At 67.6% G+C, this 23,729-nt stretch carries 17 protein-coding genes, 1 tRNA gene, 1 pseudogene and 1 riboswitch; of the genes and pseudogenes, 9 read left to right on the plus strand and 10 right to left on the minus strand.

The window, feature by feature from the left end; translation table 11 throughout:
* Positions 1-197 precede the first annotated feature (197 nt).
* The 3 genes and pseudogenes from F0P95_RS02025 to F0P95_RS02035 all read left to right on the plus strand — a co-directional run.
* A pseudogene (locus tag F0P95_RS02025) lies at positions 198-1,094 on the plus strand (IS3 family transposase); the annotation flags it as partial.
* Positions 1,091-1,588, plus strand: coding sequence for an ATP-grasp domain-containing protein (locus F0P95_RS02030; RefSeq protein ID WP_182335499.1), 498 nt, complete (start codon positions 1,091-1,093; stop codon positions 1,586-1,588). The pseudogene F0P95_RS02025 and the gene F0P95_RS02030, both read left to right, overlap by 4 nt.
* Positions 1,589-1,732: 144 nt before the next feature.
* On the plus strand, positions 1,733-2,272 hold the full coding sequence (locus F0P95_RS02035) for a hypothetical protein (RefSeq protein ID WP_182335500.1): 540 nt from the start codon (positions 1,733-1,735) through the stop codon (positions 2,270-2,272).
* A gap of 807 nt (positions 2,273-3,079) precedes the next feature.
* Here F0P95_RS02035 and F0P95_RS02040 read toward each other — a convergent pair.
* The 4 genes from F0P95_RS02040 to birA all read right to left on the minus strand — a co-directional run bounded on the left by F0P95_RS02040 (position 3,080) and on the right by birA (position 5,671).
* Positions 3,080-3,155 (minus strand) — tRNA-Thr (locus F0P95_RS02040).
* A 42-nt stretch (positions 3,156-3,197) separates the two neighbouring features.
* Complete coding sequence (locus F0P95_RS02045; RefSeq protein ID WP_182335501.1) at positions 3,198-3,962, minus strand: SPOR domain-containing protein; 765 nt, start codon at positions 3,960-3,962, stop codon at positions 3,198-3,200.
* Between the two features lie 9 nt (positions 3,963-3,971).
* Complete coding sequence (locus F0P95_RS02050) at positions 3,972-4,709, minus strand: type III pantothenate kinase (protein WP_182335502.1); 738 nt, start codon at positions 4,707-4,709, stop codon at positions 3,972-3,974.
* A complete protein-coding gene (gene birA, locus F0P95_RS02055; RefSeq protein WP_182335503.1) occupies positions 4,706-5,671 on the minus strand; it encodes a bifunctional biotin--[acetyl-CoA-carboxylase] ligase/biotin operon repressor BirA in 966 nt (321 codons plus the stop codon). The genes F0P95_RS02050 and birA overlap by 4 nt, the downstream gene beginning before the upstream one ends.
* 128 nt (positions 5,672-5,799) lie before the next feature.
* Between birA and F0P95_RS02060 the strand changes: the two genes are divergently transcribed.
* Together F0P95_RS02060 and F0P95_RS02065 are read left to right on the plus strand one after the other, a co-directional pair.
* On the plus strand, positions 5,800-6,087 hold the full coding sequence (locus tag F0P95_RS02060) for a hypothetical protein (protein ID WP_225546648.1): 288 nt from the start codon (positions 5,800-5,802) through the stop codon (positions 6,085-6,087).
* On the plus strand, positions 6,054-6,857 hold the full coding sequence (locus tag F0P95_RS02065) for a M90 family metallopeptidase (RefSeq protein ID WP_054668100.1): 804 nt from the start codon (positions 6,054-6,056) through the stop codon (positions 6,855-6,857). Before F0P95_RS02060 ends, F0P95_RS02065 begins: the two co-directional genes overlap by 34 nt.
* Before the next feature lie 88 nt (positions 6,858-6,945).
* On the opposite strand, the gene F0P95_RS02070 is transcribed toward F0P95_RS02065, so the two are convergent.
* The 4 genes from F0P95_RS02070 to dusA all read right to left on the minus strand — a co-directional run bounded on the left by F0P95_RS02070 (position 6,946) and on the right by dusA (position 10,713).
* Positions 6,946-8,373: an ATP-binding protein gene (locus F0P95_RS02070; RefSeq protein ID WP_056932586.1), complete on the minus strand. Its 1,428-nt coding sequence runs from the start codon at positions 8,371-8,373 to the stop codon at positions 6,946-6,948.
* A 21-nt stretch (positions 8,374-8,394) separates the two neighbouring features.
* Positions 8,395-9,078 carry a response regulator transcription factor gene (locus F0P95_RS02075; RefSeq protein ID WP_004136763.1) on the minus strand — a complete coding sequence of 228 codons (684 nt, stop codon included), beginning with the start codon at positions 9,076-9,078 and terminating at the stop codon, positions 8,395-8,397.
* Between the two features lie 71 nt (positions 9,079-9,149).
* Positions 9,150-9,521 carry a PepSY domain-containing protein gene (locus F0P95_RS17720; protein ID WP_331252900.1) on the minus strand — a complete coding sequence of 124 codons (372 nt, stop codon included), beginning with the start codon at positions 9,519-9,521 and terminating at the stop codon, positions 9,150-9,152.
* A gap of 187 nt (positions 9,522-9,708) precedes the next feature.
* The gene (dusA, locus tag F0P95_RS02085) at positions 9,709-10,713 is read right to left on the minus strand and encodes a tRNA dihydrouridine(20/20a) synthase DusA (protein ID WP_269150861.1); all 1,005 of its coding nucleotides are present in this window, start codon (positions 10,711-10,713) and stop codon (positions 9,709-9,711) included.
* A 160-nt stretch (positions 10,714-10,873) separates the two neighbouring features.
* On the opposite strand from dusA, the gene F0P95_RS02090 reads away from it, so the two are divergent.
* Together F0P95_RS02090 and metE are read left to right on the plus strand one after the other, a co-directional pair.
* Positions 10,874-11,206, plus strand: coding sequence for an SMR family transporter (locus F0P95_RS02090; RefSeq protein WP_182335504.1), 333 nt, complete (start codon positions 10,874-10,876; stop codon positions 11,204-11,206).
* Positions 11,207-11,273: 67 nt separating this feature from the next.
* Positions 11,274-11,512, plus strand: a riboswitch (cobalamin riboswitch).
* Between the two features lie 207 nt (positions 11,513-11,719).
* Positions 11,720-14,008, plus strand: a complete 2,289-nt coding sequence (metE, locus tag F0P95_RS02095) for a 5-methyltetrahydropteroyltriglutamate--homocysteine S-methyltransferase (protein ID WP_182335505.1) — start codon at positions 11,720-11,722, stop codon at positions 14,006-14,008.
* A gap of 759 nt (positions 14,009-14,767) precedes the next feature.
* On the opposite strand, the gene F0P95_RS02100 is transcribed toward metE, so the two are convergent.
* On the minus strand, positions 14,768-15,511 hold the full coding sequence (locus F0P95_RS02100) for a hypothetical protein (RefSeq protein WP_182335506.1): 744 nt from the start codon (positions 15,509-15,511) through the stop codon (positions 14,768-14,770).
* A gap of 289 nt (positions 15,512-15,800) precedes the next feature.
* On the minus strand, positions 15,801-22,205 hold the full coding sequence (locus F0P95_RS02105) for a putative Ig domain-containing protein (RefSeq protein ID WP_182335507.1): 6,405 nt from the start codon (positions 22,203-22,205) through the stop codon (positions 15,801-15,803).
* A 316-nt stretch (positions 22,206-22,521) separates the two neighbouring features.
* On the opposite strand from F0P95_RS02105, the gene F0P95_RS02110 reads away from it, so the two are divergent.
* Positions 22,522-23,067, plus strand: a complete 546-nt coding sequence (locus F0P95_RS02110) for a phage tail protein (protein ID WP_182335508.1) — start codon at positions 22,522-22,524, stop codon at positions 23,065-23,067.
* A 78-nt stretch (positions 23,068-23,145) separates the two neighbouring features.
* Positions 23,146-23,682: a phage tail protein gene (locus tag F0P95_RS02115; protein WP_182335509.1), complete on the plus strand. Its 537-nt coding sequence runs from the start codon at positions 23,146-23,148 to the stop codon at positions 23,680-23,682.
* Positions 23,683-23,729 lie beyond the last annotated feature (47 nt).

A 23,729-nucleotide genomic window follows, 5' to 3' on the forward strand; every position in this document is an offset into this window, starting at 1 on the left:
CTCACCTCACGTGGGGAGATCGCCCGGGCGTGCGCAGAGGAGCAAGGATGATCGACGGAGGTTGCAGCAGCGGACCGATTCAAGGAGAAGCATCCAGGCGATGCCGCTGTCCATGACGCCTGACTGGCACGGCCCAGGCACCAGCAGGAACCCCGGGGACCTTGGCGCGCCCGGCGCTTCCTGAAAGATCGGTTCCAGAAAGCCGCCGCGTACTTTGCCAAGGGGTAAGGGCGAAGTACGCGTTCATGCGTGCGCACGCCCGTGAGTTCCGGCTGGTGGCGATGTGCCGGGTGCTGGGCGTGCAACACAGCGGCTACTACGCCTGGCTGCGCCATGGCGCCAGCGCTCGTGAGCGCGAAGATCAGCGCCTGCTGGGGCTGATCAAGCACCACTGGCTGGCCAGCGGCACGGTGTATGGCTATCGCAAGATCACCCTGGACCTGCGTGAGGCCGGCGAGCACTGCGGCCGGCACCGCGTCTTGCGGTTGATGAAGGCAGAAGGTATGCGTGCCCAAGTCGGCTATGGCCGCAAGCCGCGTTGTCGCGGAGGCTCCGTGGGCGTAGCGACCAACGTGCTCAACCGGCGTTTCGCACCAGAGGCACCGAACACGGTCTGGGGCACGGACATCACCTATATCCGGACCTGCGAGGGCTGGCTGTTCCTGGCGGCGGTGATGGATCTGTACTCGCGGCAGATCGTCGGCTGGGCGACGGCGCCGGCGATGACCCGTGATCTGGTGCTGCAGGCGCTGGTGGTCGCTTGGCGGCGCAAGCCGGGCCCAGGTGTGCTGGCGCATTCGGATCAGGGCTGTCAATTCACCAGCAGCGACTGGCAGTCGTTCCTGAAAGCGCACCGGATGGTGCCGAGTATGAGCCGCCGCGGGAACTGCCACGACAATGCCGTGGCCGAGAGCTTCTTCAGCGTATTGAAGAAGGAGCGGATCAAGCGGCGGATCTACCCAACACGCGCCATGGCTTCCCCGGACGTGTTCGATTACATCGATATGTTCTACAAGCCGATCCGCCGGCATGGTTCCGCTCGCGGTGTGTCAACGGTAGAGTTTGAAAGGAAATACGCACAGGGCGGCAATTGAGTTTCTACAGAACGCTGGCCGGTCCATTCAACCCTTATAGTTGGCCAGACAAATCCATCGCCAAGAAGTGGACAACATTTGCTAATCTCGTGGATGCTGAGCAATTCGACCAGTGCACCGATCAGGAGATAAGCACGGCGCCCTGCATTTTCCAGGAATATCTGCCTACTGTTGCAGATATTTGGGCTGGCGTCACAGGAGAGAAGATCTTTGCGCTTTCCATGCGCCATAAGTTTGCAGGAAAAATCAATTTTCGAACGATGGAGGAGAGTGAACTCTCATATGAAATGCGCTCGGTTCCAGGTGATATAGAAATTGAGCTCAAGAGAACAATGCGTGAGCTTGATGTCGACGTGGCCAGCACCGATTTTGTGATAGGGAGTGATGGTGAGTGGATATTTATCGAGGCCAATCCATTATTAGAGAATAGATGTCCCGACATCAAGACTCTCTACGACAACCGCCTCTTTGCCCTGCTACGGCGGCGTCGTTGACCGATACGATGAGGAATTCCATTCACCTGGTGATTTTGTTGGATCAGCAGACCATGCTAGATGGACGGAGGAATTCGAAGCCTTCAGTCGAAATAATATGACAGGAAAGAACAATACATATCTCGGCGACATCTTAGGTGAGCTATGCATATTTCCAAGGTGGCATTTTTTACTTTGCTCTTCTGTGGCGGCGCAATTGCTTGCGGATATTCAGAAAAGGAAAGCGAGGCAATTTGGCGGGCGCGCCAGATGGCGGCCAATTTTGCCGACCTAAAAGCTGCCGAGACCTGCAAGTGGAGACCCGAATCCGAAATAACATTCGCCGACGACATTGAGGCTGGTGAACACATTCTTGCGCCTGATCTTTTCGCCACGGTTTCAAGAATGATTAGACAGGACCAGAATGCATTGGCAATCCATAACGCTTTTTACGATAGTGCGCAGACTGACAAAGCGGCAACTAGATTGCGAGAGGTAAATGCTACGAATCTGTCCATCATGAAACAATATTTTGCTACCAACGAGTTTCCTGGAGTCGACGAAATTGGCAACAATGGTATCAATGCGCTGCTATTATTGATTGCACACGCCGATGCAGATCGTGAGTTTCAAGGTGAAATGCTGGAGATCATAAATGCCAAGGTTAGCAGGGGGGGCTTCCTCAGTACATTCCTTCGGTCTTGAAGTCTATTCGCCCGCAGCTGAGCGATTCGAGCAGCGCATCGGATAGATCTAGCTTGGCTCCGTTGGCCAGAGAGACCTCGGAGACACCGCGCCAATGCTATTACAGCGCGAGATCAAGATTGATTCTTGAACATTTGCGTGACAACTACCAATTTGACGACTAGGAGTTATCTCTCGGCAGGTTGTGCATCCGCGACACCTATGGAAGATGGTGGTCCGGATGGGCAAACGCACGGGGGCTGCCTATATGGCGAAAGGTGCGGTGATTGCGATGACCAAGGTCTTTCGCCCGCAATTCGAAGGGCTCGTCGGCCCCACCGGGTCGAGACCGTGACTCGGCGTGTTCGATTACATAACTCCCGAAACAGGAGCGATTCGCTGCTTCGAGACGGTCCGACGATTCCAGAATTATCTGAATAGTGCCGTTCGCCTTGTGCCGCTATCTGAATCGCTTCCAGCACACACTGATAGTTGCATTGCCACCGGTCACTACCAATGTCTGTGATTCAATGCGACTGGAAAGGCCACGCGCTCATCTTCCCCGGCTGTTCTCTAAGGCCCGCTCTTGGCAGGTTCTGAGCATATCCAGAGTGCCAGGATGCTCTCCTGCGCAACAGTCGAAATGAAAAGACAGTTGCCCTTCCAATCCTCAGCCTCCCCAGGAGCCTTGGCACGACTAGCGTTCGGCGCTTCGTGAAACATGGACTCTGGAATGAATTTTCCCAGAATTTCCCGGAGTTTTCCCAGCAATCCGACTACCTTGCGGCATCGATCCGCAAGAAAAATCCATTAAATTCAATTGGCTATTGGTGCCGCTTATCCGAATCGAACGGATGACCTACTGTTTACAAGACAGTTGCTCTACCGACTGAGCTAAAGCGGCAAGGGTTCACGCGGCGCACTCGCGATGCGCCCGAGCGGCATTCTAGCGCAGGCGCGCGCACTCCAGCGCTTGCCGCTGCGCGGCACCACTGCGCCTGTGCAGATCGTCCGCGGCGGCGGTAGCGGCATGGGCCGCGTCCAGCCACCAGCTGGCGCCGGCTTCCACGCCGGTGCCGACAATCCGTACCGGGAAGCCCGCTGCCGCCAGTGCGGCCATTCGCCGCTCGGCGCCCTCGCGGTTGCGGTACTGGCCCAGCGCCACCGCGTTGGCGTCGTCGCCCTGGGCGATGATGAAGTAGTCGCTGAAGCCCGCCTCCACGATGCGCTTGGCCAGGGCCTGCGCCTCCTCGCGGCTCGCGGCCTGCGATGTCAGCACGCGGTAGCTGGCCGCCTTGGGCTGCACCTCGCGCAGCTGCGAGCGGGACAGATCCGCTCCCAGCGCGGCCGCGGCGGCCTGCGCCTGCTCGCGGCTCTGGAACGGCCCGAAACTCGAACACTGCAATGGACGCGACGGCGCGGACGCAATGGGCTCCGGGGTGGCGGGGGCCGGCGTGGCCACCGCGCTCGTGGCGGTGGCCTTGGCTGCGTCCTGCAACGCGGCCGGTGCCGGCGCCGCGGCAACGGCGGCTGGCGCCGGTACGGCCGGCGCGCCTGCATCCACCGCATCCATGGGCACGAGTTCCAGCGTCGCAACGCCGGTTTCGCGGACTTCGGGCGCGGCGGCCGGTGCCGGCCGCGGCGTCATCCACCACAGCGCCACGCCAAGGTTGAGGATGGCCAGTGCGACGATCAGGAAACGAATCAGCATGGCGCGATCCTAGCGCCCCGGCGCCTGCGCGTGCACGGCCCAGCGGGCCAGCCCGTCCAGCACCAGGGCTGGCCGGTACTCGGCGTCGGGCAGCAGCGGCAGCAGCGGGACCGCGCCGCCGCCGTGCACCAGCAGGGACGGCGCGGTCCCGAGCAGGTCGGCGCCATGCCGCAGGCTGCGTTCGACCAGCGCCACCGCGGCGCCGTCGCACCCGGACGCCAGCGCGTCGGCGGTGTCATTGGCGAACTCCGCATAGTCGCCACCGCTGGCCGGCAACTGCCCCGCGCGCGCGTGCAGGGCCTCGCGCATGACCGTGGGCGAGGCGCCGATGCGGCCGCCCAGGTGGCGGCCACCGGCATCCATCAGGTCGATGGTCAGCGCCGTGCCCACCCCCACCACCAGCACCGGCCGCTGGCCGGTGGCCGCGGCGAGCAGGGCCAGGAAACGATCGACGCCAAGCTTCTCCGGGCGTGCATAGGCGATGGTGACGCCGGCGCATGCAGGCAGCGTCCGCGCCACCTGCACGCGTGCGAAGCGCGCATGCAGCAGTTCCATCACCGTCGCGGTCAATGCCGGCGCCGCGACGCTGGCCACCCAGGCGGTGTCCCCGCGTGGCAGGGCATCCAGCGCGGCCGCGGTCATGGCCTCGGCACCGTGTGCCCACGCCTGCACACTGCCGGCGGTGGCATCGTCGAGCGGTGCGAACTTGAAACGCGAATTGCCCAGGTCGAACAGCCAGTCGCTCATTGCGCCCTCACGCTGACTTCGCCGGCATGGAAATGACGCTCGCCGCCACCGATGGACAGGCGCAGGGCACCGTCCTCGGCCAGGCCGCGGGCGACGCCCTCGTACAGGGTACCCGCCTCCTCCACGCGTACCGGCCGCCCGGCCAGCACGTCCATCGCCGCATACCGCGGCAGGAACGGGCCCAGCCCCTGCTGCTCGAACAGGTCCAGCGCCGGCAGCAGTTGCGACAGCACGGCCGCAACCACCCGGTTGCGCGATACCGGCGCTCCGGCGAGCGTGTCCAGGTCGGCCCAGGGCTGGGTGATGTCCGCGGCGATGCCGGCGGGCATGCGCACGTTCAGGCCGAGCCCGATCACCGCACGCGCCGGCCCGGCGAACTCGCCGCCACCCTCCACCAGCAGGCCACCGAGCTTGCGGCCATCGACCAGCACGTCGTTGGGCCATTTCAGGCCGGCCGCGGCAAAGCCGAGTGCATGCAGCGCTTCACCCACCGCCACCCCGGCGGCCAGGCTCAGCCCGCCCATGCGCGACAGGCCACCGGCAAAGGACCGCGACACCGACAGATAGATATTGGCCGCCAGCGGCGAGGCCCAGTGCCGGCCGCGACGGCCGCGACCGCCGGTCTGGCGCTCGGCCAGCAGCACCTCGACGCCGCGCAAAGGCGCGCTGCGCCGCAGCAATTCGCTGTTGGTGGACCCTACCGTCCAGCCGATTTCCAGCGCCGCGACGGAATCCGCCACCCCGGGCGCCAGCTGCTCCAGGATGCGCGCGCGATCCAGCAGCTCCAGCGGCTGGGCCAGCCGGTAGCCGTCGCCGGCACGGCCGTCGATCGCCACGCCGGCTGCCCGCAACCCCTGGATACGCTTCCACACGGCGGCGCGGGTCTGGCCGAGTTCACGGGCCAGGGCGTCGCCGGAAAAGGCGCCCTCGCCCAGCTTGGCCAGCAATTCTCGGTCGTCCACGATGGATCTTCTGATCGCAACAGATCGGCCGATTATGCGTGAAGGCACCCGGACCGCCCATGGGGGCTTCCAATCCCGCCGGGAAAGCAGGCTAGAATCGGGAGCTCAACCGCCCCCGGATGTCGACGATGCGCCGTACCGCCCATTGCCTGATCCTGCTGCTGGCCCCCGTGGCCGCGCATGCCGCGGAGGCGATCGACACCCCGGCCCGCAGCGGCTGCACCTATGCCCCGGGCGAAGTGGAGCGCGTGGCGGCACCGGCCGCATCGGTGAGCCTGGCCAACGCCGTTCCGCCGTCGCAACCCAAGCACACGGTGCCGGCACCGCAACAGGCCGGCGGCGGCAGCGACGAGGAGATCATCCCGCGGCTGCGCGCACCGAAATGGCACCGCCTGCTGCCCGGTATGTTCCGCTGATCCAGTCGTTTCTGCGCCGCTGGCGGCGCCCGCCGCCTTCCATTGACGAAACCCTCTGGCGCAGCACGTGCCAGGCATGCCCGTGGCTGCATGCCCTGGATGCCACGCGCCAGGAACGGTTGCGCGGGCTTGCGGCGCATTTCCTGCACCGCAAGGCCATCACCCCGGTAGCCGGCCTGGTGCTGGACGAAGGCCAGCGCCTGCTGCTGGCCGCACTGTGCTGCCTGCCGCTGCTGGAGTTCGGTGAGCAGGGCCTGCTTGGGTGGTCGGAACTGGTGGTGTATCCGGACGCGTTCCGGGTGCGCCGCAACCACGTGGACGCCGCCGGCGTGCTGCACGAATGGGACGATGAACTGATCGGCGAAGCCTGGGACAGTGGCCCGCTGCTGCTGTCATGGGCCGATGTGCAGGCCGACATCGCCGACCCGCAGGCGGGCTTCTGCGTGGCGGTGCACGAGATGGCGCACAAGATCGACGTGCTCGATGGCGCGCTGGACGGCACGCCGCCGCTGCCGCGCGACTGGCAGCGGCAATGGGCACGCGATTTCCAGCGCAGCTACGACGCCTTCTGCGCACGGGTGGATGCCGGCCGCGATACCGCGATCGACCCGTACGCGGCCGAAGCGCCGGAAGAGTTCTTCGCGGTCGCCACCGAGTACCACTTCTCCGCCCCGCACCTGCTGGAGCGGGACATGCCGGAGGTGGCCGCGCACCTACGCCGCTTCTACGGGCCCTCGCCGTTCGCCGGCCAGGCGCTGCAACAGCCATAGGCAGTGCGGCGCGACGCCGGCATGGCCGGGCTCGCCAACGCCGCGGACCGCCACGATGCCGCGCCCGCGGGCTGCCGGCCGGGCCGGGTCACAGCCCCGGCGGCAGGGTCACTTCGAAACGCGCGCCACCCAGTTCGGGCGAGCGCTTGACCTGCAGTTCGCCGCGGTAGTCCTTGATCAGGTCCTGCACGATCGACAGGCCGATGCCGTGGCCCTGCACGCGTTCGTCGCCGCGCACGCCACGCTGCAGGACCTTGGCGATGTTGTCCTCGGCGATGCCGGGGCCGTCGTCGTCCACCGCCATTTCCAGGCCCGCGCGCCGCCCGGGCGCGGAGGGAATGGAGCGGACCGTGAGCAGCACCCTGCGCCGGGCCCACTTGAACGCGTTCTCCAGCAGGTTGCCGAGCAGTTCCTGCAGGTCGCCGGGCTCGCCGTAGAAATTGACGCCCGGCTCGATCTCGAACTCGCACAGCACGCCCTTGCTGGCGTAGACCTTCTCCAGCCCGCGCACGATCTCCTCGGCGCTGGCCTCGATCGGCACCGGCGCGGAGAACAGCTTGTGCCCGGACGAGGCCGCCCGCGCCAGCTGGTAGGACACCAGGTTGTTCATGCGCTGCAGCTGTACGTCCAGCTCCTCGCGCAGCGCGCCGTCGCCGGCACCGCTGTCCAGTTGCGTGCGCAGCACCGCGATCGGCGTCTTCAGGCTGTGCGCGAGGTCGGCCAGGGTATTGCGCTGGCGCTCGAGGTTCTCGCGTTCGCTCTCGATGAAGGCGTTGATGCTGTCGGTCAGCGGTTCCAGCTCGCGCGGGTGCATCTCGCTCATGCGCTCGCGCTCGCCGCGCTGCACCCGGGTCAGTTCGTTGATCACGCGCTTGAGCGGGCGCAGGCTCCACTGCAGCACCAGGGTCTGCAGCAGCAGCAGGATCAGGCCGGTCACGCCGAGCCAGAACCACACCGCACTGCGGAACACGCGCAGCTGCTTGCCCAGCGCGCGCGAATCCTCGAGCACGTAGATGGTGTAGGGAAACTCGCTCTCCGGGCTGCCGTCACCGCCCCAGACCAGGCCCATGCCGTAGCGGTAGACCTCGCCGGGCGTGCCGTCGATCTGGGTGATCGGCAGCGGGCCCTCGAACGTCTCCTCGCGCGGCTCGAGCATGCGCGCGCTGACGTCGGGCAGGATCGGCCCCTCGGCGGACATGGAGTTGCCGGAGTGGCCCGGCATCACCACCTGCAGGTACAGGCCGCTGCCGGGCACGTCGAACCGCGGGTCCGGCGGTTGTTCGCGGATGTAGAGCGAGCGGTCGCGGGTGAAGTCGATGCCGGCCGCGTAGGAGGTGGCGTAGTTCTTCAGCCGCTCGGAAAGATTGGCGCGGGCGGTGCCGGCGAAGGCGGCATCCAGCGCATAGCCGGCCAGCGCCAGAAAGGCCACCAGGCCTATCGAGGCGGCCAGCAGCTGGCGCGCCTGCAATGAACGCGGCCGCCAGCGCCGGAAGAACCACAGACGGCCGTAGATCATGCCCGTACCGCGCGCGGCGGATCAGCCCTCGTTGCGCGGAATGGCGAAGCGGTAACCACGGCCGCGCACGGTTTCGATCGGCTTCAGCTCGCCGTCCGGGTCCAGCTTCTTGCGCAGGCGGCCGATGAACACTTCCAGCACGTTCGAATCGCGGTCGAAGTCCTGCTGGTAGATGTGCTCGGTGAGGTCGGCCTTCGAGACCAGCTCACCGGCATGCATCATCAGGTACTCGAGCACCTTGTATTCGTAGCTGGTCAGGTCGACGTTGCTGCCGGCCACGCTGACCGTCTGCGCGGCCAGGTCCAGCGCCACCGGGCCGCACTCCAGCGTCGGCTTGGACCAGCCGGCGGCGCGGCGCAGCAGCGCGTTGACGCGGGCCAGCAGCTCTTCGACGTGGAACGGCTTGACCAGATAGTCGTCGGCGCCCTGCTTCAGGCCCTCGACCTTGTCCTGCCAGCTGGAACGGGCGGTCAGGATCAGCACCGGGAACTTCTTGCCCTCGTCGCGCAGCGCCTTGATCAGCTCCATGCCCGACATCTTGGGCAGGCCCAGATCGATGATGCCGACATCGAACGGCACCTCGCGTCCCATGTACAGCCCTTCCTCTCCGTCCTGCGCGGCATCGACGGCAAAGCCTTCGCGCTTGAGCCGGGCTGCCAGGGTCTCGCGCAGCGGGGCTTCGTCTTCGACCAGAAGGATACGCATGAACTCTCCCTAGTTGCTTGGCCGGCCATTCACCGGCATGGGTAAGCGGATTGCGGGACAACTATCGCTGTTCAGGGGTTATCGCCGCGTGGTGGCTGCTCGGCCTGGCGCGGCCCCCGGGGGGCCCGGGGCGACGGCGGCGCGTCGTCCATGTAGCGCACCCGGCCGCGCTCGTCCATGTACTTCACCCGGTTGATGTCGCGGCCGTCGTAAGGCACGCGCTCGGCACCGAGGATGCGGCCGCCGGTCTCGCGCTGGACGCGCCGCACCGCATCGGAAAGCGAGCCGGCGTTGTCGCGCATGCGCGGACGTGGAATGTCGCGTTCGCCGCCCTGCATCTGCTGCGGCCGCCCGTCCTGCGCCCAGGCCTGCGCCGTCGGCGTGCCGGCCGCGAAGGCGGCCGCGGCAGCGAAGGCAAGAATATGACGCGGAACCGGAAGCATGGCGTGATCCTATCGGACTGCGGCGGATCGTTCAAAATCCGTGAAAACAAAGGCCCACGGAATTTTTCACGAGACTCACGAAATCGAGGCAAATTCTTGATTTTTAGGGGTGAATCCGGTCTGAACCCTCCCCGCTCCCCAGCGGCCCCGTTCAGCTACATGAGCAAAATGAATGCGTGCCGATGCCTCAGGCCGCGCGTGCCGCCTGGTCGCGGGTGACCTGCACCGCCTGCTCGACCAGCGCCCAGTCGGCACCGGGCAGGTGCGCACCCTCGCTGAGCACCTTGCGGAAGCCGCGGCCACCGGGCTGGCCGTGGTACAGGCCGAGCAGGTGGCGGGTGATGTGCTTGAGCGCCAGCCCTGCCTGCAGTTGCGACTCGACATAGGGACGCATCTGCTGCAGCAACTCCTCGCGGCTGCGCAGCGGCGCGCCGGTCTGCGCCGCTTCGAGCAGGTGCAGGACATAGGGGTCGTGGTAGGCCGCCCGGCCCAGCATGACCCCATCCACATGCGCCAACTGCGCCTGCGCCGCCTCGACCGTGGCCAGGCCACCGTTGAGCACCACCGGCAATGCCGGGCGCTCGGCCTTGAGCCGGTAGGCCCAGTCATAGCGCAGTGGCGGGACCTCGCGGTTTTCCTTGGGCGACAGCCCCTGCAGCCAGGCATTGCGCGCATGCACGACGACCATCGCTGCGCCGGCCTGCACCTGGCGGTCGACGAACCCGGCGAACGCCGCGTAATCGTTGTCCTGGTCCACGCCCAGCCGGCATTTCACCGTGACCGGGATGTCCACCGCGGCGACCATCGCCGCCACGCACTCGCCCACCAGTTCCGGCTCGCGCATCAGGCAGGCGCCGAAGCGCCCGGCCTGCACCCGGTCGGACGGGCAGCCGCAATTGAGGTTGACCTCGTCGTAACCCCAGTCCGCGGCGATGTGCGCGGCCTGCGCCAGCAGCGCCGGGTCACTGCCGCCCAGCTGCAGTGCCAGAGGATGCTCGCTGGCGTCGAAACCGAGCAGCCGCTGGCGGTCGCCGTGGATCACCGCATTGGCGTGGACCATCTCGGTATACAGCCGCGCACCGGGCGCGAGGATGCGGTGGAACACCCGGCAATGGGTGTCCGTCCAGTCCATCATCGGGGCGACGGACAGGCGCAGGGAGGCGGCATGGCGCGGGTCGTGGTTCGGCTGCAAAACGGACTCTTCCGGACGTTGGATCGGCTCCACCTGCGGCCAGGGGGCGGTGCAGGGGATGCCAAGGGTAAACGAAGCGCCTGAACGGGGCCGTTCCCCGCAGCCAGGGATGCGGGCGCACGCGGCAACACGCGCCGCCACGCCGGGCGAGAATGGGCCGATGAACGCCTATCTCCTGCTCGCCTGCGCCGTCGTCCTGGAAGTCATCGCCACCTCGCTGCTCAAGGCCTCCGACGGGATGAGCCGGCTGTGGCCGACGCTGGGTTCGCTGGTCGGCTACGGCCTGTGCTTCTGGCTGCTGTCGATGGTGATGAAATCGATACCCACCGGGATCGCCTATGCGATCTGGTCCGGGGTGGGCATCGTGCTGATCTCGCTGATCGGCCTGTTCGTGTTCCGGCAGAAACTCGACCTGCCCGCGCTGATCGGCATCGCGCTGATCTGCGCCGGCGTGGTGGTGATCAACGTGTTCTCGCGTTCGACCGCGCACTGATCCGCGGCCCCCGTCCGCTTTCCGGGCCCATGCCCGGCCGCCGCTTGACCGGCGCCGCGCACCCGCCTATCGTGTGCGCGCCGAAGGTATTCATCGCTTCATTCGCATGAAGGGATGGAATTAAACGGGAATCCGGTGAAGCGCGCCTGCAAGGCCCGTCATTCCGGAGCTGCCCCGCAGCGGTGAATGGAAACGACCGCCGTCATCGAGCACTGGGCCCAACGCCCGGGAAGCGACGGCCACTAGGCGGACGCAACCGCGTCCATGTCCATCAGCCCGAATACCGGCCTGGGCCGGGAGGCGCGTCGCCTCCTGTTTCGACCTGGCGTCTCCGCGGGGAGGCGGCCGGAACCGTCCGCGCATCGCGCGTGGCGGTGCCGCCTGCCTCCGTCAAGGAACCCGGTTCGCCCGCGGGGGCGGAGGTCGCTGGCATGGTGGAGGCCTGCCCGGAGGGCCAGCGCGGCACCGTGCGGTTCCTTCGTTCCTCAATGCCCACGCAATGAGGAAAGTTTCATGACGATCGTTACCAACCTGGGGTTTCCCCGCATCGGCGCGCGCCGCGAACTCAAGCGCGCGCTGGAAAGCTACTGGCACGGCGAGAGCGATGCCGCGCAGTTGCAGGCCACCGCCGCCGAGCTGCGCGTGCGCCACTGGAAGCTGCAATGCGAGGCCGGCGTTGAGCTGCCGCCAAGCAACGACTTTTCGCTGTACGACCACGTGCTCGACACCGCGTTCCTGTTCGACGCGATACCCGAACGCTACCGCGCGCTGGCCGTATGCGCCCCGCTGGCGGCCTACTTCGCGATGGCACGCGGCCTGCAGCGTCCCGGCATCGACCTGCATGCGCTGGAAATGACCAAGTGGTTCGATACCAACTACCACTACCTGGTGCCGGAACTGCAGGCCGGCCAGCGCTTCACGCTGCGCGGCGACAAGCCCCTGGCCGAATACCGCGAGGCGAAGGCGCTGGGCATCGAGACACGGCCGGTCCTGCTGGGGCCGGTGAGCTTCCTGCGGCTGTCCAAGACCACCGACGGCAGCGACCCGCTGGACCTGCTCGACACCCTGCTGCCGGTGTATGCGCAGTTGCTCGAAGCCCTGCAGGCCGAAGGTGCGCGGTGGGTGCAGCTGGACGAGCCCGTACTGGTGCAGGATCTGGACGATGCCGCCCGCGTCGCCTTCAGGCAGGCCTATGCCCGCCTGGCCGATGGCCCACATCCGGACATCCTGCTGGCCACCTACTTCGGCGCGCTCGACGACAACCTCGCCCTGGCCGCGTCGCTGCCGGTGCAGGGCCTGCACGTGGACCTGGTGCGCGCCCCCGAACAGCTCGACGCCGTGCTGCGCGCGCTGCCGGCCGGGCGCGTGCTGTCGCTGGGGCTGGTGGACGGCCGCAACATCTGGCGCAACCCGCTGGACAACGCGCTGATCCTCGCCCGCTACGCGCGCGGCCATCGCGGCGACGATCCACTTTGGCTGGCGCCGTCGTGCTCGCTGCTGCATTGCCCGGTCGACCTGGCGCTGGAGAAGAAGCTTGATGCCGAACTGCGTGGCTGGCTGGCGTTCTCGCGGCAGAAGCTGGGCGAGCTGAAGCTGCTGGCCGACGCGCTCGATGGGCGCGCCGGCGCCGAAGCGGCACTGGCGCCAGCGCGCGAAGCGGCCGACGCGCGGCGGCGCTCGTCGCGCGTGCACAATGCCGCGGTCAAGGCGCGCGTGGCCGCACTCACCGCCGCCGACACCGTCCGCGCGACGCCGCATGCACGGCGCCTGCCGCTGCAGACCGCGGCGCTGCGCCTGCCCCCCTTCCCCACCACCACCATCGGGTCTTTCCCGCAGACTCGGGACGTGCGCGAGGCCCGCGCCCGCAACAAGTCGGGCAGGCTCTCCGACGCCGACTACGAGGCCTTCCTCGCCGTGCAGACCGAGCAGTGCGTGCGCGTACAGGAGCAGATCGGGCTGGATGTGCTGGTGCACGGCGAGTTCGAGCGCAACGACATGGTCGAGTACTTCGGCGAACAGCTCGACGGCTTCGCCTTCACCGGCAACGGCTGGGTGCAGAGCTACGGCTCGCGCTGCGTGAAGCCGCCGGTGATCTACGGCGACATCAGCCGTCCCGCGCCGATGACCGTGCGCTGGTCGCGGTACGCGCAGTCGCTGACCCGCCGGCCGATGAAGGGCATGCTCACCGGCCCGGTAACGATGCTGCAATGGTCGTTCGTGCGCGACGACCAGGAGCGTGCGCAGACCTGCCGGCAGATCGCGCTGGCGCTGCGCGATGAAGTAACCGACCTGGAAGCGGCCGGCATCGCCGCCATCCAGATCGACGAGCCGGCGCTGCGCGAGGGCCTGCCGTTGCGCAATGCGCAGCGGCGGCGGTATCTGGAATGGGCGGTGGAAGCCTTCCGCATCGCCGCCAGCGGCGTGGCCGACGCCACCCAGATCCATACCCACATGTGCTATGCCCAGTTCAACGACATCATCGATTCGGTGGCGGCGCTGGACGCCGACGTGATTTCGATCGAGACCTCGCGCTCGCGCATGGAACTGCTGGATGCGTTCGCGCGCTTCGACTACCCCAACCAGGTCGGCCCGGGCGTGTACGACATCCATTCCCCGCGCGTGCCCGACCGCGCCGAGATGGTCGAGCTGCTGCGCAGAGCCAGCGAGGTGCTGCCGGCGGAAAAGCTGTGGGTGAATCCGGACTGTGGCCTGAAGACCCGCGCCTGGCCGGAGACCCGCGCAGCGCTGGAGGCGATGGTGGAAGCGGCGCAGGTGCTGCGCGCTGAACTCTCCGCAGCCTGACGGACGCCGTGGCGGCCCGGCGCCGTGCCGGGCCGCGAGATCTTGCACGGCGCCCCTTCGGCCCACGGCTGAAGGGGGGCCGGGAGCCGACGACATTCCCCTCCAATGCTCCTGCCAGAGAATGGACGACGTGCTGTGAGGCGAAGCTGGCCGGCCAGCGTGTCCGCGGCGACAGCGCGGGCATGTGCATAGGGTCGTGGCGCGGAGGATCACCCGGCATTCCTGCCCGGCAGGCCAAGGACAATCCTCCGGGCACGCCGCAAATGCACCGGCATGGCAGGAATCGTGTACCCACCCGCTCTCGCCACCGCTCCGTCCATTTCCATTTTTCACGCCTTCCAGGCGCGCGGGCACCCCACCATCGCGACACCACGAACCGATCGGATGGATGCCCATGAGCAGGGTCTGGCGTGCCCGCTTCATGGCAGGCCGCAGACAAGGGACTGGCCTGGGGACCAAGGAACCTTCAAGACCGTGCCATTCCTGCTGATTGCTGCTTGCGGCGTCGCCACCGCGCAGGCACCGCCGCCTTCGATGTGCGAGGCAAGGCTGACAGCGGTCCTGCGCAGGAATCCATGCCCCAGGCGCAGCGCCAGCACACCCATGCCCACTGCAGGGCCGGGGCCTGCCCTGCGCCATTAAGACAACAGGACCGTTCCTCTCCAGGAGAGGGCCTCCATCGGCAGAGCTGCCACGGTCCGGCAATCGGCATGGACGCCCTGGAACGGAAAAGCCCCGGAGATGCCGGGGCCGTGCATGTCAACCTGCTGGAACCGTCGAGCAGTCCAATGCGACGTAGGGCTTCCGGAAATAGGCTTCTTCCAGCATGAGTTCCTTGTCCTTCACGATCACATAGCCAGCACCCGATGCGTGCCCTTCCTTCGGAAGCCATTTGTCCCATCCGGCAGACGTTCCGCCGCCATCGTGGACATATCGCTTGCGGAACTCCCTTTCCGCGCGGACGTTCAGCTTGACAAGTCCCCGCCACGAAATGCCATTCAAGCCGTCGGCGGTAGAAAGAGATGCCGGCACAATCTCAAAATCAGCGCCATTCACCTCTTTGGCAACAGCTCCCTCGCCGTCGAGCAGAAAAACCCTGTCACCGCAGGCGTGAAGCCCGAACGCCTCGGTGAAGAATCTCGACGCATCCTCGTCGCCGAACCCTGGAACCAGGCTCGACGCACTTTTCGCATCCGCCCACTCCCGGGCAGTCGGCTGGACATCCTCCGAGGCACCGGCCACTTCAACGGAGCCGGGTTCTGGCCTGGGCGCCTCGCCGCATGCGGTCAACAGCACTCCAGCGACAACCAGTGCGACCAATCCCTGTCCGACATGCCGCATTTGAATCTCTCGCCACCTGAGGTGCATCGATTGTATTTCACCGGCACCCGTCCGCAGGCGGCAATCCAGAAAATCCGCACGCTGCCGTTTTCCGCCATGGCCGGGCAGGCCGTACCTAGGTCGCCGACTGCCCCGCGACGCGAACAGCGTCCGTGCATCCATGTTCGCGGCCCGGCAAGCGCATCGCGCCCGGCGACGCCGGCTGCGGATCCAGGCGCACGGCGGTTTCAAGGCGCTGACCACCCGGTCCGGGTGCGACAGCCGTTGCACCCTCGACGACGAGCATCTGCCAACCCCCGTGCGTGGCGCGCGGTTCCGCGCCCATGCCGGACCAGCGCGCGGCGGCGGTGCCACCCGGCCATCAATGCACCGGCAGGCCCCTGCCCGGCGGGATTGCGGCAACGACGATGCGGGCAAGGCGGGCGGCACCTGGATGCCGCCCGCGCTGGCGTCAGAACGCCTTCTCGACGTTCATCGACACCCCGTGGTCCTTGCCGTCGCTGCCATACATCCCGCGGTACTCCAGGCGGGTGCTCCAGCCATGATCGGTGCGGAACACGCTCCCCAGGTTGATCACCAGGCGATTGCGGTCGAACCCGGTGAAATCGGCCCGGTACACCGGCCCGAAGCCGTCTGCGTACTGCAGCAGGGCGTAACTGTCGGCGCTGAAGTCGTGCTGGTACTCCACCCGCAGCTGCGGCTGCAGCACGCCCCAGGTGGTCGGCCTGCGGAACTCCACCCTCAGGCCGAGCGTGCCGGTGTTGCTGTCGAAGTCCATGCGGTCGTAGCGCAGCGCATAGACCGCATCGCCCTGCTCGGCATAGGCATCCAGTGCGGTACGGGCCAGGTCGAGTCGTCCATACGGGGAGAACAGCAGGGCATCGCCACCGAATTCGCCACTGAAGGTCAGCGACCCGAACCACTGGCTGCCATCGCGCTGGCCATGCAGGTTGGCGCCGCTGACGGCCGCACGCGCCATCCGGTAATCCAGCTGCTGGAAGCCGACCATGCCATCCAGGTAGTACACCTGCCCCGGGTGGTAGCTGGCATACAGGAACGCCACCTTGGCCTTGGCATCCAGCCGCGCCCCGTCATTGCCGACGTCGGTACGGTCGCGGCCGTAGCCCACGCCGGCACCCGCCGCGAGCGACGGCCAGAACCGGTAATCCACGCCTGCGCTGAGGCCATCGGTTTCGAAATCCAGCGCATCGCGTCCGGCGCGCGCATCCACGTTGCCCGAACGCACGCTGCCACCGACCCAGGCTCCCAGCGCCAGCCCGCCCTTGCCTCCGCGTTCGCGGGCGTTCGCGGTTCCCTGCATCGCCGCACCCGACGGATCGTACGTGCCCGAGGGCCCGCCAACCGGCATCGCCGCGCAGCCGCGCTCGTCCGGGTTCTGCAGGTCGGGGACGCAGGCCCGGGTGAAGGACAGGCTCAACTGATTGGTAAAGCCACCACCGCCCGTTTCCCGGTGCAGGCTTTCCATGCGACGCAGGACGTTCATCGTCTGCGCCTCGGCGAACCGGCGGCTGGTGGCCTGCTGGGCTTCGATCAGTCCACGGATCTCCGGGTCCTGGCTGGGATCGGGACGCGCATTGATGTTGACCGTGTAGGCACGGGTACCACTGAAGCCCAGCGCGTCGGTCACCTGCACGGTGAACGCGTAGGCGCCCGCCACGTTCGGCGTGCCGCTGAGGACACCGTTGGCAGCCAGGCTCATGCCCGTGGGCAGCGCGCCCGTGCCGACCGCATAGGTATAGGGTGCGGTACCGCCGGCACCGGCCATGGCCTGCTGGTAGGGCACGAACAACAGGCCATTGGGCAGCGTCGCCGGATCGACGACGATCGTCGGTGCCGACAGCGTGAGCGTGTAGGCATGGGTGACGGTGCCGGCGCTGCCGGTGGTGCTGTCGGTGGCAGTGATGCTGAAGCCGAAACTGCCGGCGACCGTCGGCGTGCCGCTCAGCGTGCCGGTGCTGGCGTTGAGCGCCAGGCCCGCCGGCAACACGCCGGCGCTCACCGCATAGGTGTACGGCGCGATGCCGTTGCTCGCGGCGAAGGTCTGGCTGTAGCCGCTGCCAGCGATACCACCCGCCAGTGCGCCGGCCGCCGGCGTCAGGGCCAGGTTGGGCGTGGCGACGGTCAACACATAGGCGTTGCCGACGGTGGCCGCGGTGCCACCGGTGCTGTCGGTGACGGTCACGCCCAGGTTGAACGTACCCGCCTGTGTCGGCGTGCCGGCGAAGGTGCCGGTCGCGGCATTGAAGGTGATGCCGGCCGGCAGCGTGCCGGTCAACGTCGTGGTGTACGGCGCGATGCCGCCGCTGACGGTCAACGCCTGCGCGTACGGCGTGCCGGCGATGGCGCCCGGCAGCGTCGCCGGGGTCAGGGTCAGGGTCGGCACCGCTACCACGACCGTGTACGCCTGGGCGCCGCTCTGGCCGAACGCGTCGGTTGCGGTGACGGTGAAATTGAACGTGCCCGACACCGTGGGCGTGCCCGACAGCGCGCCGGCCGCGGACAGTGCCGTACCCGTGGGCAGGCTGCCGGCGGTGACCGCGAAGGCGTAGGGGGCGACACCACCGGTCGCGCCCAGCGCCTGGCTGTAGGCGAGGCCGGCGGTGGTATCGGGCAGCGTCGCCGGGGCGAGCGTGACGGTCGGTGCCGGCACGTCGATGTTGTAGCTGTTGGAGACCGTGAACGGCGCACCCACACCGGTGAGCAGGGTGTCGGTGGCGGTGACGGTGATCGGGTAGCTGCCCGGGGCCGTGGGCGTGCCCGACAGGGTGCCGCCACTGAAGCTCAGGCCCGCCGGCAGCGTGCCGGTGACCACGAGGCTGGAGCTGCCCGAGCCGCCGACGGTGGCGAAGACCTGCGAGAACGGGGCGCCATAGGTGGCGACCAGCGTGCCGGACGCCGGGGTCAGGGCCAGCACCGGTGCCGCGATGGTCACGGAATACGCCCGGTTGCCGCTCTGGCCGAAGTGGTCGGTCGCGGTGACGGTGAAGTTGTAGGTACCGACCTGGTTGCTGGTCCCCGACAGCACGCCACTGCCCGACAACGTGATGCCCGCAGGCAGGCCACCGGCGGTCACGGCGAAGCCGTAGGGCGCGGCGCCGCCGCTGGCGGCAAGCGTCTGGGCGTAGGCAGTGCCGGCGACGGGGTTGGGCAGGGTCGCCGGGTTCACGATGACGGTCGGCGCCGGCACATTGAAGATGTAGCTCTGCTGCACGGTGAACGGCGCGCCGGTTCCCGTCGTGCCGGCATCGGTCGCAGTGATCTGCACGGTGTAACTACCCGGCTGCGACGGTGTGCCCGACACGGTGCCGGCGTTGAGCGTCAGCCCCGGCGGCAGGGAGCCGCTCACCGCGTAGGTGTACGGACCGGCACCGCCGCTGGCGCTGAAGGCCTGGCTGTAGGCGACGCCGTAGGTCGGGTTGAAGGTGGTCGAGGCCGGTGCCAGCGCCAGTGTCGGCGCGGCGACCGCCAGCGTGAACGCCTGGCCCACCGTGTATGGACCGTTGCCGGTACTGCTGTCGGTGGCCGAGACATTCAGATTGAAGCTGCCCACCTGGGTCGGCATGCCCGACACCGTCACCGTGTTGGCGGTGGTACCGGTCACCGACAGGCCGGCCGGCAGGTTGCTGACCTGGAAGGCGGACCACGGCGTCGCGCCGCCGCTGAAGGTGAACGTCTGGGTGTACGGCGCACCCACCGTGGCGGCGAAGCCACCGCCCGCGGTGATCGTGATCACCGGATCCTGCACGGTCACGCTCACCGTGGCCGGTGCCGAGGTGCCGCCGCCGTTGGTCGCGGTGTAGGTGAAGCTGTCGGGGCCGGCGTAGCCGGTGGCCGGCTGGTAGGTGATCGTGGTACCGCTGACCAGTGCCGTGCCGTGGGCCGGCGCGGTCGCGATCGCGAGCGAGGTCGGTGCGCCGCCGGACAGGCTCAGCGGCACGTTGGTGGCCGCCGCGTTGTAGGCGACGGTCAGCGACGAGCTCGCGGCGACCGGCGGCGTGTCGATCACCTCGATCGAATAGCTCTGCGTCGTGCCGTACGGGCCGGTGCCGGTGCTGCTGTCGGTGGCGGTGACGGTGAAGCTGAACGTGCCATGCGCCGTCGGCGTGCCGCTGATGGCGCGAGTCGCGGCGTTGAGCGTCAACCCGCCCGGCAGCGCGCCGGCGGTAACCGCGTAGCTGTACGGCGCGGTACCCCCCGAGGCGGCGGTGATGGTGGCCGAGTACGCCGCGCCCAGCGTGCCGTCCGCCAGCGTGGTCGCCGGCAGCGAGATCGTCGGCGGCGCGATGGTCAGGGTGTAGGCCTGCGAGCCCGTGAACGGACCCGGGAACGGGCTGCTGTCGGTGGCGGTGATGGTGACGTTGAACGTGCCACCGGCAGTCGGCGTGCCGCTGAGGACACCCGCCGGGGACAGGGTCAGACCGGCCGGCAGCGCGCCGGCGGTGACGGCGTAGCTGTATGGACCGGCGCCGCCACTGGCACCCAGCGCCTGGCTGTAGGCTGCCGTGACCGTGCCGTTCGGCAGCGAGGCCGGACTCACGGTCACCGGCACGTCGTCGTTGGTGATCGTGCCGACGCCCTGGTTGTCGCTGATCGTCGCGTTGGTCGCGCCGCTGAGGTTGACGAAGAAGGTCTCGTTCGCCTCGGGGATGGTCTCGCCGATCACCGGCACGCTGATGGTGCGGGTGGTCTGGCCCGGGGTGAAGGTCAGCGTGCCCGACGTGCTGGTGTAGTCGGCAGGCTGGGTCGCGGTGCCGTCGGCGGTGGCGTAGTTGACGGTGACCGTCTGGCCGCTGGGGTCGCTGAGGGTCACGGTGAACACCGCGTTGGTCGTGCCGCTGTTGCCTTCGACCACGGTGACATCGTCGATCGACAGGCTCGGCAGCGGGTCATCGTTGGTGATCGTGCCGACACCCTGGCCATCGACCACGACCGCGCCGCTCACGCCGGTGACGTTGACGAAGAAGGTCTCGGTCGGCTCGTTGAGCGTATCGCCGTTGACCTGCACGGTGAAGGTGTAGGTGCTGCTGCCGGCCGGGATGGTCTGGCCGGTGAGCGACTGGGCGACGTAGTCCACGCCCGCGGTGGCGCTGCCGTTGGCGGTGGCGATGTTGAAGGTGACACCGCCCGGGCCGGCCGGCGCGCTAAGGCTGACCGTGAACACGGCATTGGTGATGCCGCTGTTGCCTTCGGTGACGGTGACGTCGTTGATCGTCAGGTTCGGCAGGTCGTCGTTGAGGATGGTGCCGGTCGCGCTGTTGGGCACGCCGACCGTGTAACCGGTGCCGGCGGCCAGGGTCAGGATGACGGTCTCGTCGGCCTCGATGGTCGCGTCCGCGGTCGGGTTGACCGTGACCGTGCCGGTGGTGTTGCCGGCCGCGATGACCAGCGGCGATGCGATGGTCGCGTAGTCGGTGCCGTTGGTGGCGGTGCCGCCGATGGTGTAGTTGATCGAGAGCGCCGAGAACGCCGCCTGGTTCAGGGTGAAGGTGTAGATCAGGTTGGGTGCGCCATCCTCGGCGACCGCCGCCGGGGACACCGAAACGGTCACGCTCGGCACGTCGTCGTTGAGGATGGTGCCGGTGGCCGAGGCCGGCACGCCGACGGTATAGCCGGCGCCGGCGGCGACGGTCAGGGTGACCGTTTCATCCGGTTCGACGGTGCCGTCGACGGTCGGGTCGATCACGATGGTCGCGGTGGTCGCGCCGGCCGGGATGGTCACGGAGGCGACGCTGCCGGTGTAGTCGGTGCCTGCGGTGGCGCTGCCGGTGGTGGTGATGTTGACCACCGTCGGCGATGTCAGGTTCAGGCTGCGGGTGACCGTGTAGGTGAGGTTGGTCGCGCCATCCTCGCTCACCGACGCCGGCGACACCGCGATGCTGACGCTCGGCGGCGGGCTGACGGTGAGGGTGTAGTTCTCGACCTCGAAATAGCTGCCCGGGCCGGTGCTCGAATCGGTGACGCGCAGCGTGACCGGGTAGTTGCCGGGGGCCGCGCTGGTGGTCCCGCTGACGACGCCACCGCTCGAAACGGTGATGCCGGCCGGGAGACTGCCGGTTTCGAGCTGGTAGGTATAGGGGGCGACGCCACCATTGGTGGTCAGGGTCTGGGTGAACGCCACGCCCTGGATGGCGGTACCGCTGCCGCTGCCAAGGCTCAGGCTCGGATTCTGGACGGTGCCGGTGTAGCCCTTGTCGACGTACTGGGCGGTGGGCGAGGTCGAATCCGTCGAGCGCACGCTGAAACTGTAGGCACCGCGCTGGGTGGGCGTGCCGCTCAGGACACCGGCGCTGCTCAGGCTCATGCCAACCGGCAGGGTGCCGCTCTGCAGGGCGTAGGTGTAGGGTGCCAGGCCGCCGGTGGAGGTCAGCGTCTGCGAGAACGGGGTGCCGGCGGTCACCGTCGGCAGCGCGCTGGGGGAGACGACGATCGACGAGGCGGCCGGGGTGATGGTGATGCTCACCTGGACGTCGCCGGCACCGGTCAGCGAGCCATCGGCGAACTCGAAGACATCGGTCGAACCGACGCCCGAGCCATTGTTGCTGTAGTCCAGGAACCACTGGCCACCGGTATGCCGGAGCGTAGCGGTGCCGTAGTCCTCGAAATCGGCGGGGCCGTAACTGCCGCCATCGATGGGGCCGTCGCCGCCGAAGCCGCTGGAGACTTCGCAGTCGGAGACGTTGATCGTGACCGATCCGCCGCTGGCAACCGTCGCCGTCTGGGCCGGGCATTCAACGGAGGTGTGCTGGGCGCTGGCCAGCGCGGGCCACAGCAATGCCAGGCTGCACAGCAGCAGGTGGAGACCGAACGGGAACGGGCGATCGCCGCGGCGACGCATCAGAAGCCTCGAAAGCATGTGCATTTAAGTTTCCCCGGAAGTCCATTACCCAACGACGAAGGGTCGTGCCGACCATTCGATGCGCACGTCGTGCTTTCCACCCCGATACGGCCCTGCCCCCGGCCGCCCGGCACGCCCGGCCTGCAAGCCGGGCGAGCCGATATGAGAACAGCATCGCATAACCGGGACAAGATCCCGTGATGACGGGGTGGACCATACGCCCCCGTCGGGACTTGTGGGGCAGCCGGCGGCGGTTCAGAGTGCAGCGGCGCGGTACATGACGTGCAGCGCCCACCACCTGAGGGGAAGGATCACGATGAGCGAATTCTTCATCGGCCAGATCATGATGGCCGGGTTCAGTTTCGCGCCCAAATTCTGGGCGTTGAGCAATGGACAGCTACTGCCGATCAACCAGAACCAAGCCCTGTTCTCGCTGCTGGGGACGCAGTACGGGGGCAACGGCGTCAACAATTTCGCGCTGCCTGACCTGCGCGGCCGCACGCCGATCGGCTACGCGTCGTCGGTCGACCCCGGCTGGCAACCTCCGTCGGTGCAGATCGGCGAGGCGTCGGGTGTGGAGAATGTCACCCTGCTGAGCACCAACCTGCCGGCGCACACGCACGCGATGAACGCGTCGTCCGCGAACGGTGACAACCGCAACGCCAGCGGACGGCTCTTCGCGACCAGCACCAGCAGTGCCTCGCCGCCCAACCTGTATGCCAGCAGCACCGGGCAGGCCGTGCCACAGAACCCGCAGACGGTGGCCCCGGCCGGCGGCAGCCAGCCGCATTCGAACATCCAGCCCTACACGACCATCAACTTCTGCATCGCGCTGAGCGGCATCTTCCCGTCCCGCGAATGACGTCGAGTTCCAAGGACAACGCAGTCGCGTACCGCCTGGTCGCGCACACGTCCAACCCACTTCCGGAGCAAGACCCCAATGAGTACTCCCTACCTCGGCGAGATCCGCATGTTCGGTTTCGGCAATCGCGGTGCGCCCAACGGCTGGCAGGCCTGCGACGGCAGCCTGCTGCCGATCTCCCTGTACGACCCGTTGTTTGCGCTGATCGGCACGACCTATGGCGGTGACGGCCAGACGACGTTTGCCGTTCCCGACCTGCGCGGACGCCTGCCGATCCACCAGGGCCAGGGCCCGGGCCTGAGCAACTACGTCATCGGCCAGAGCGCAGGTACCGAGACGGTGACCGTGATGCCGACGCAGATGCCCGCGCACACCCATCCGCTGATCGCAACGGCCGGCGCGGCCAGCGCCCCGACCCCGGGCAACGCCCTGCTGCCCGGCGCGGTCAGCGGCGAGTCGTTCTATGTGACCGACATCACCGGTGCGACGGCATTGCCGATGTCCACGCAATCGACCGGTATCGCAGGGGGCAGCCAGCCACACGAGAACTGCATGCCCACGCTGACGGTGCAGTTCTGCATGGCGACCCAAGGCATCTTCCCGTCGCAGGGCTGACCGCCTGCGCGCGCTTCGACATCCCTGGCGTCAGGCAGACGCTGTCG

It is taken from the genome of Stenotrophomonas acidaminiphila (assembly GCF_014109845.1).
Classification (GTDB): Bacteria; Pseudomonadota; Gammaproteobacteria; order Xanthomonadales; family Xanthomonadaceae; genus Stenotrophomonas; species Stenotrophomonas acidaminiphila.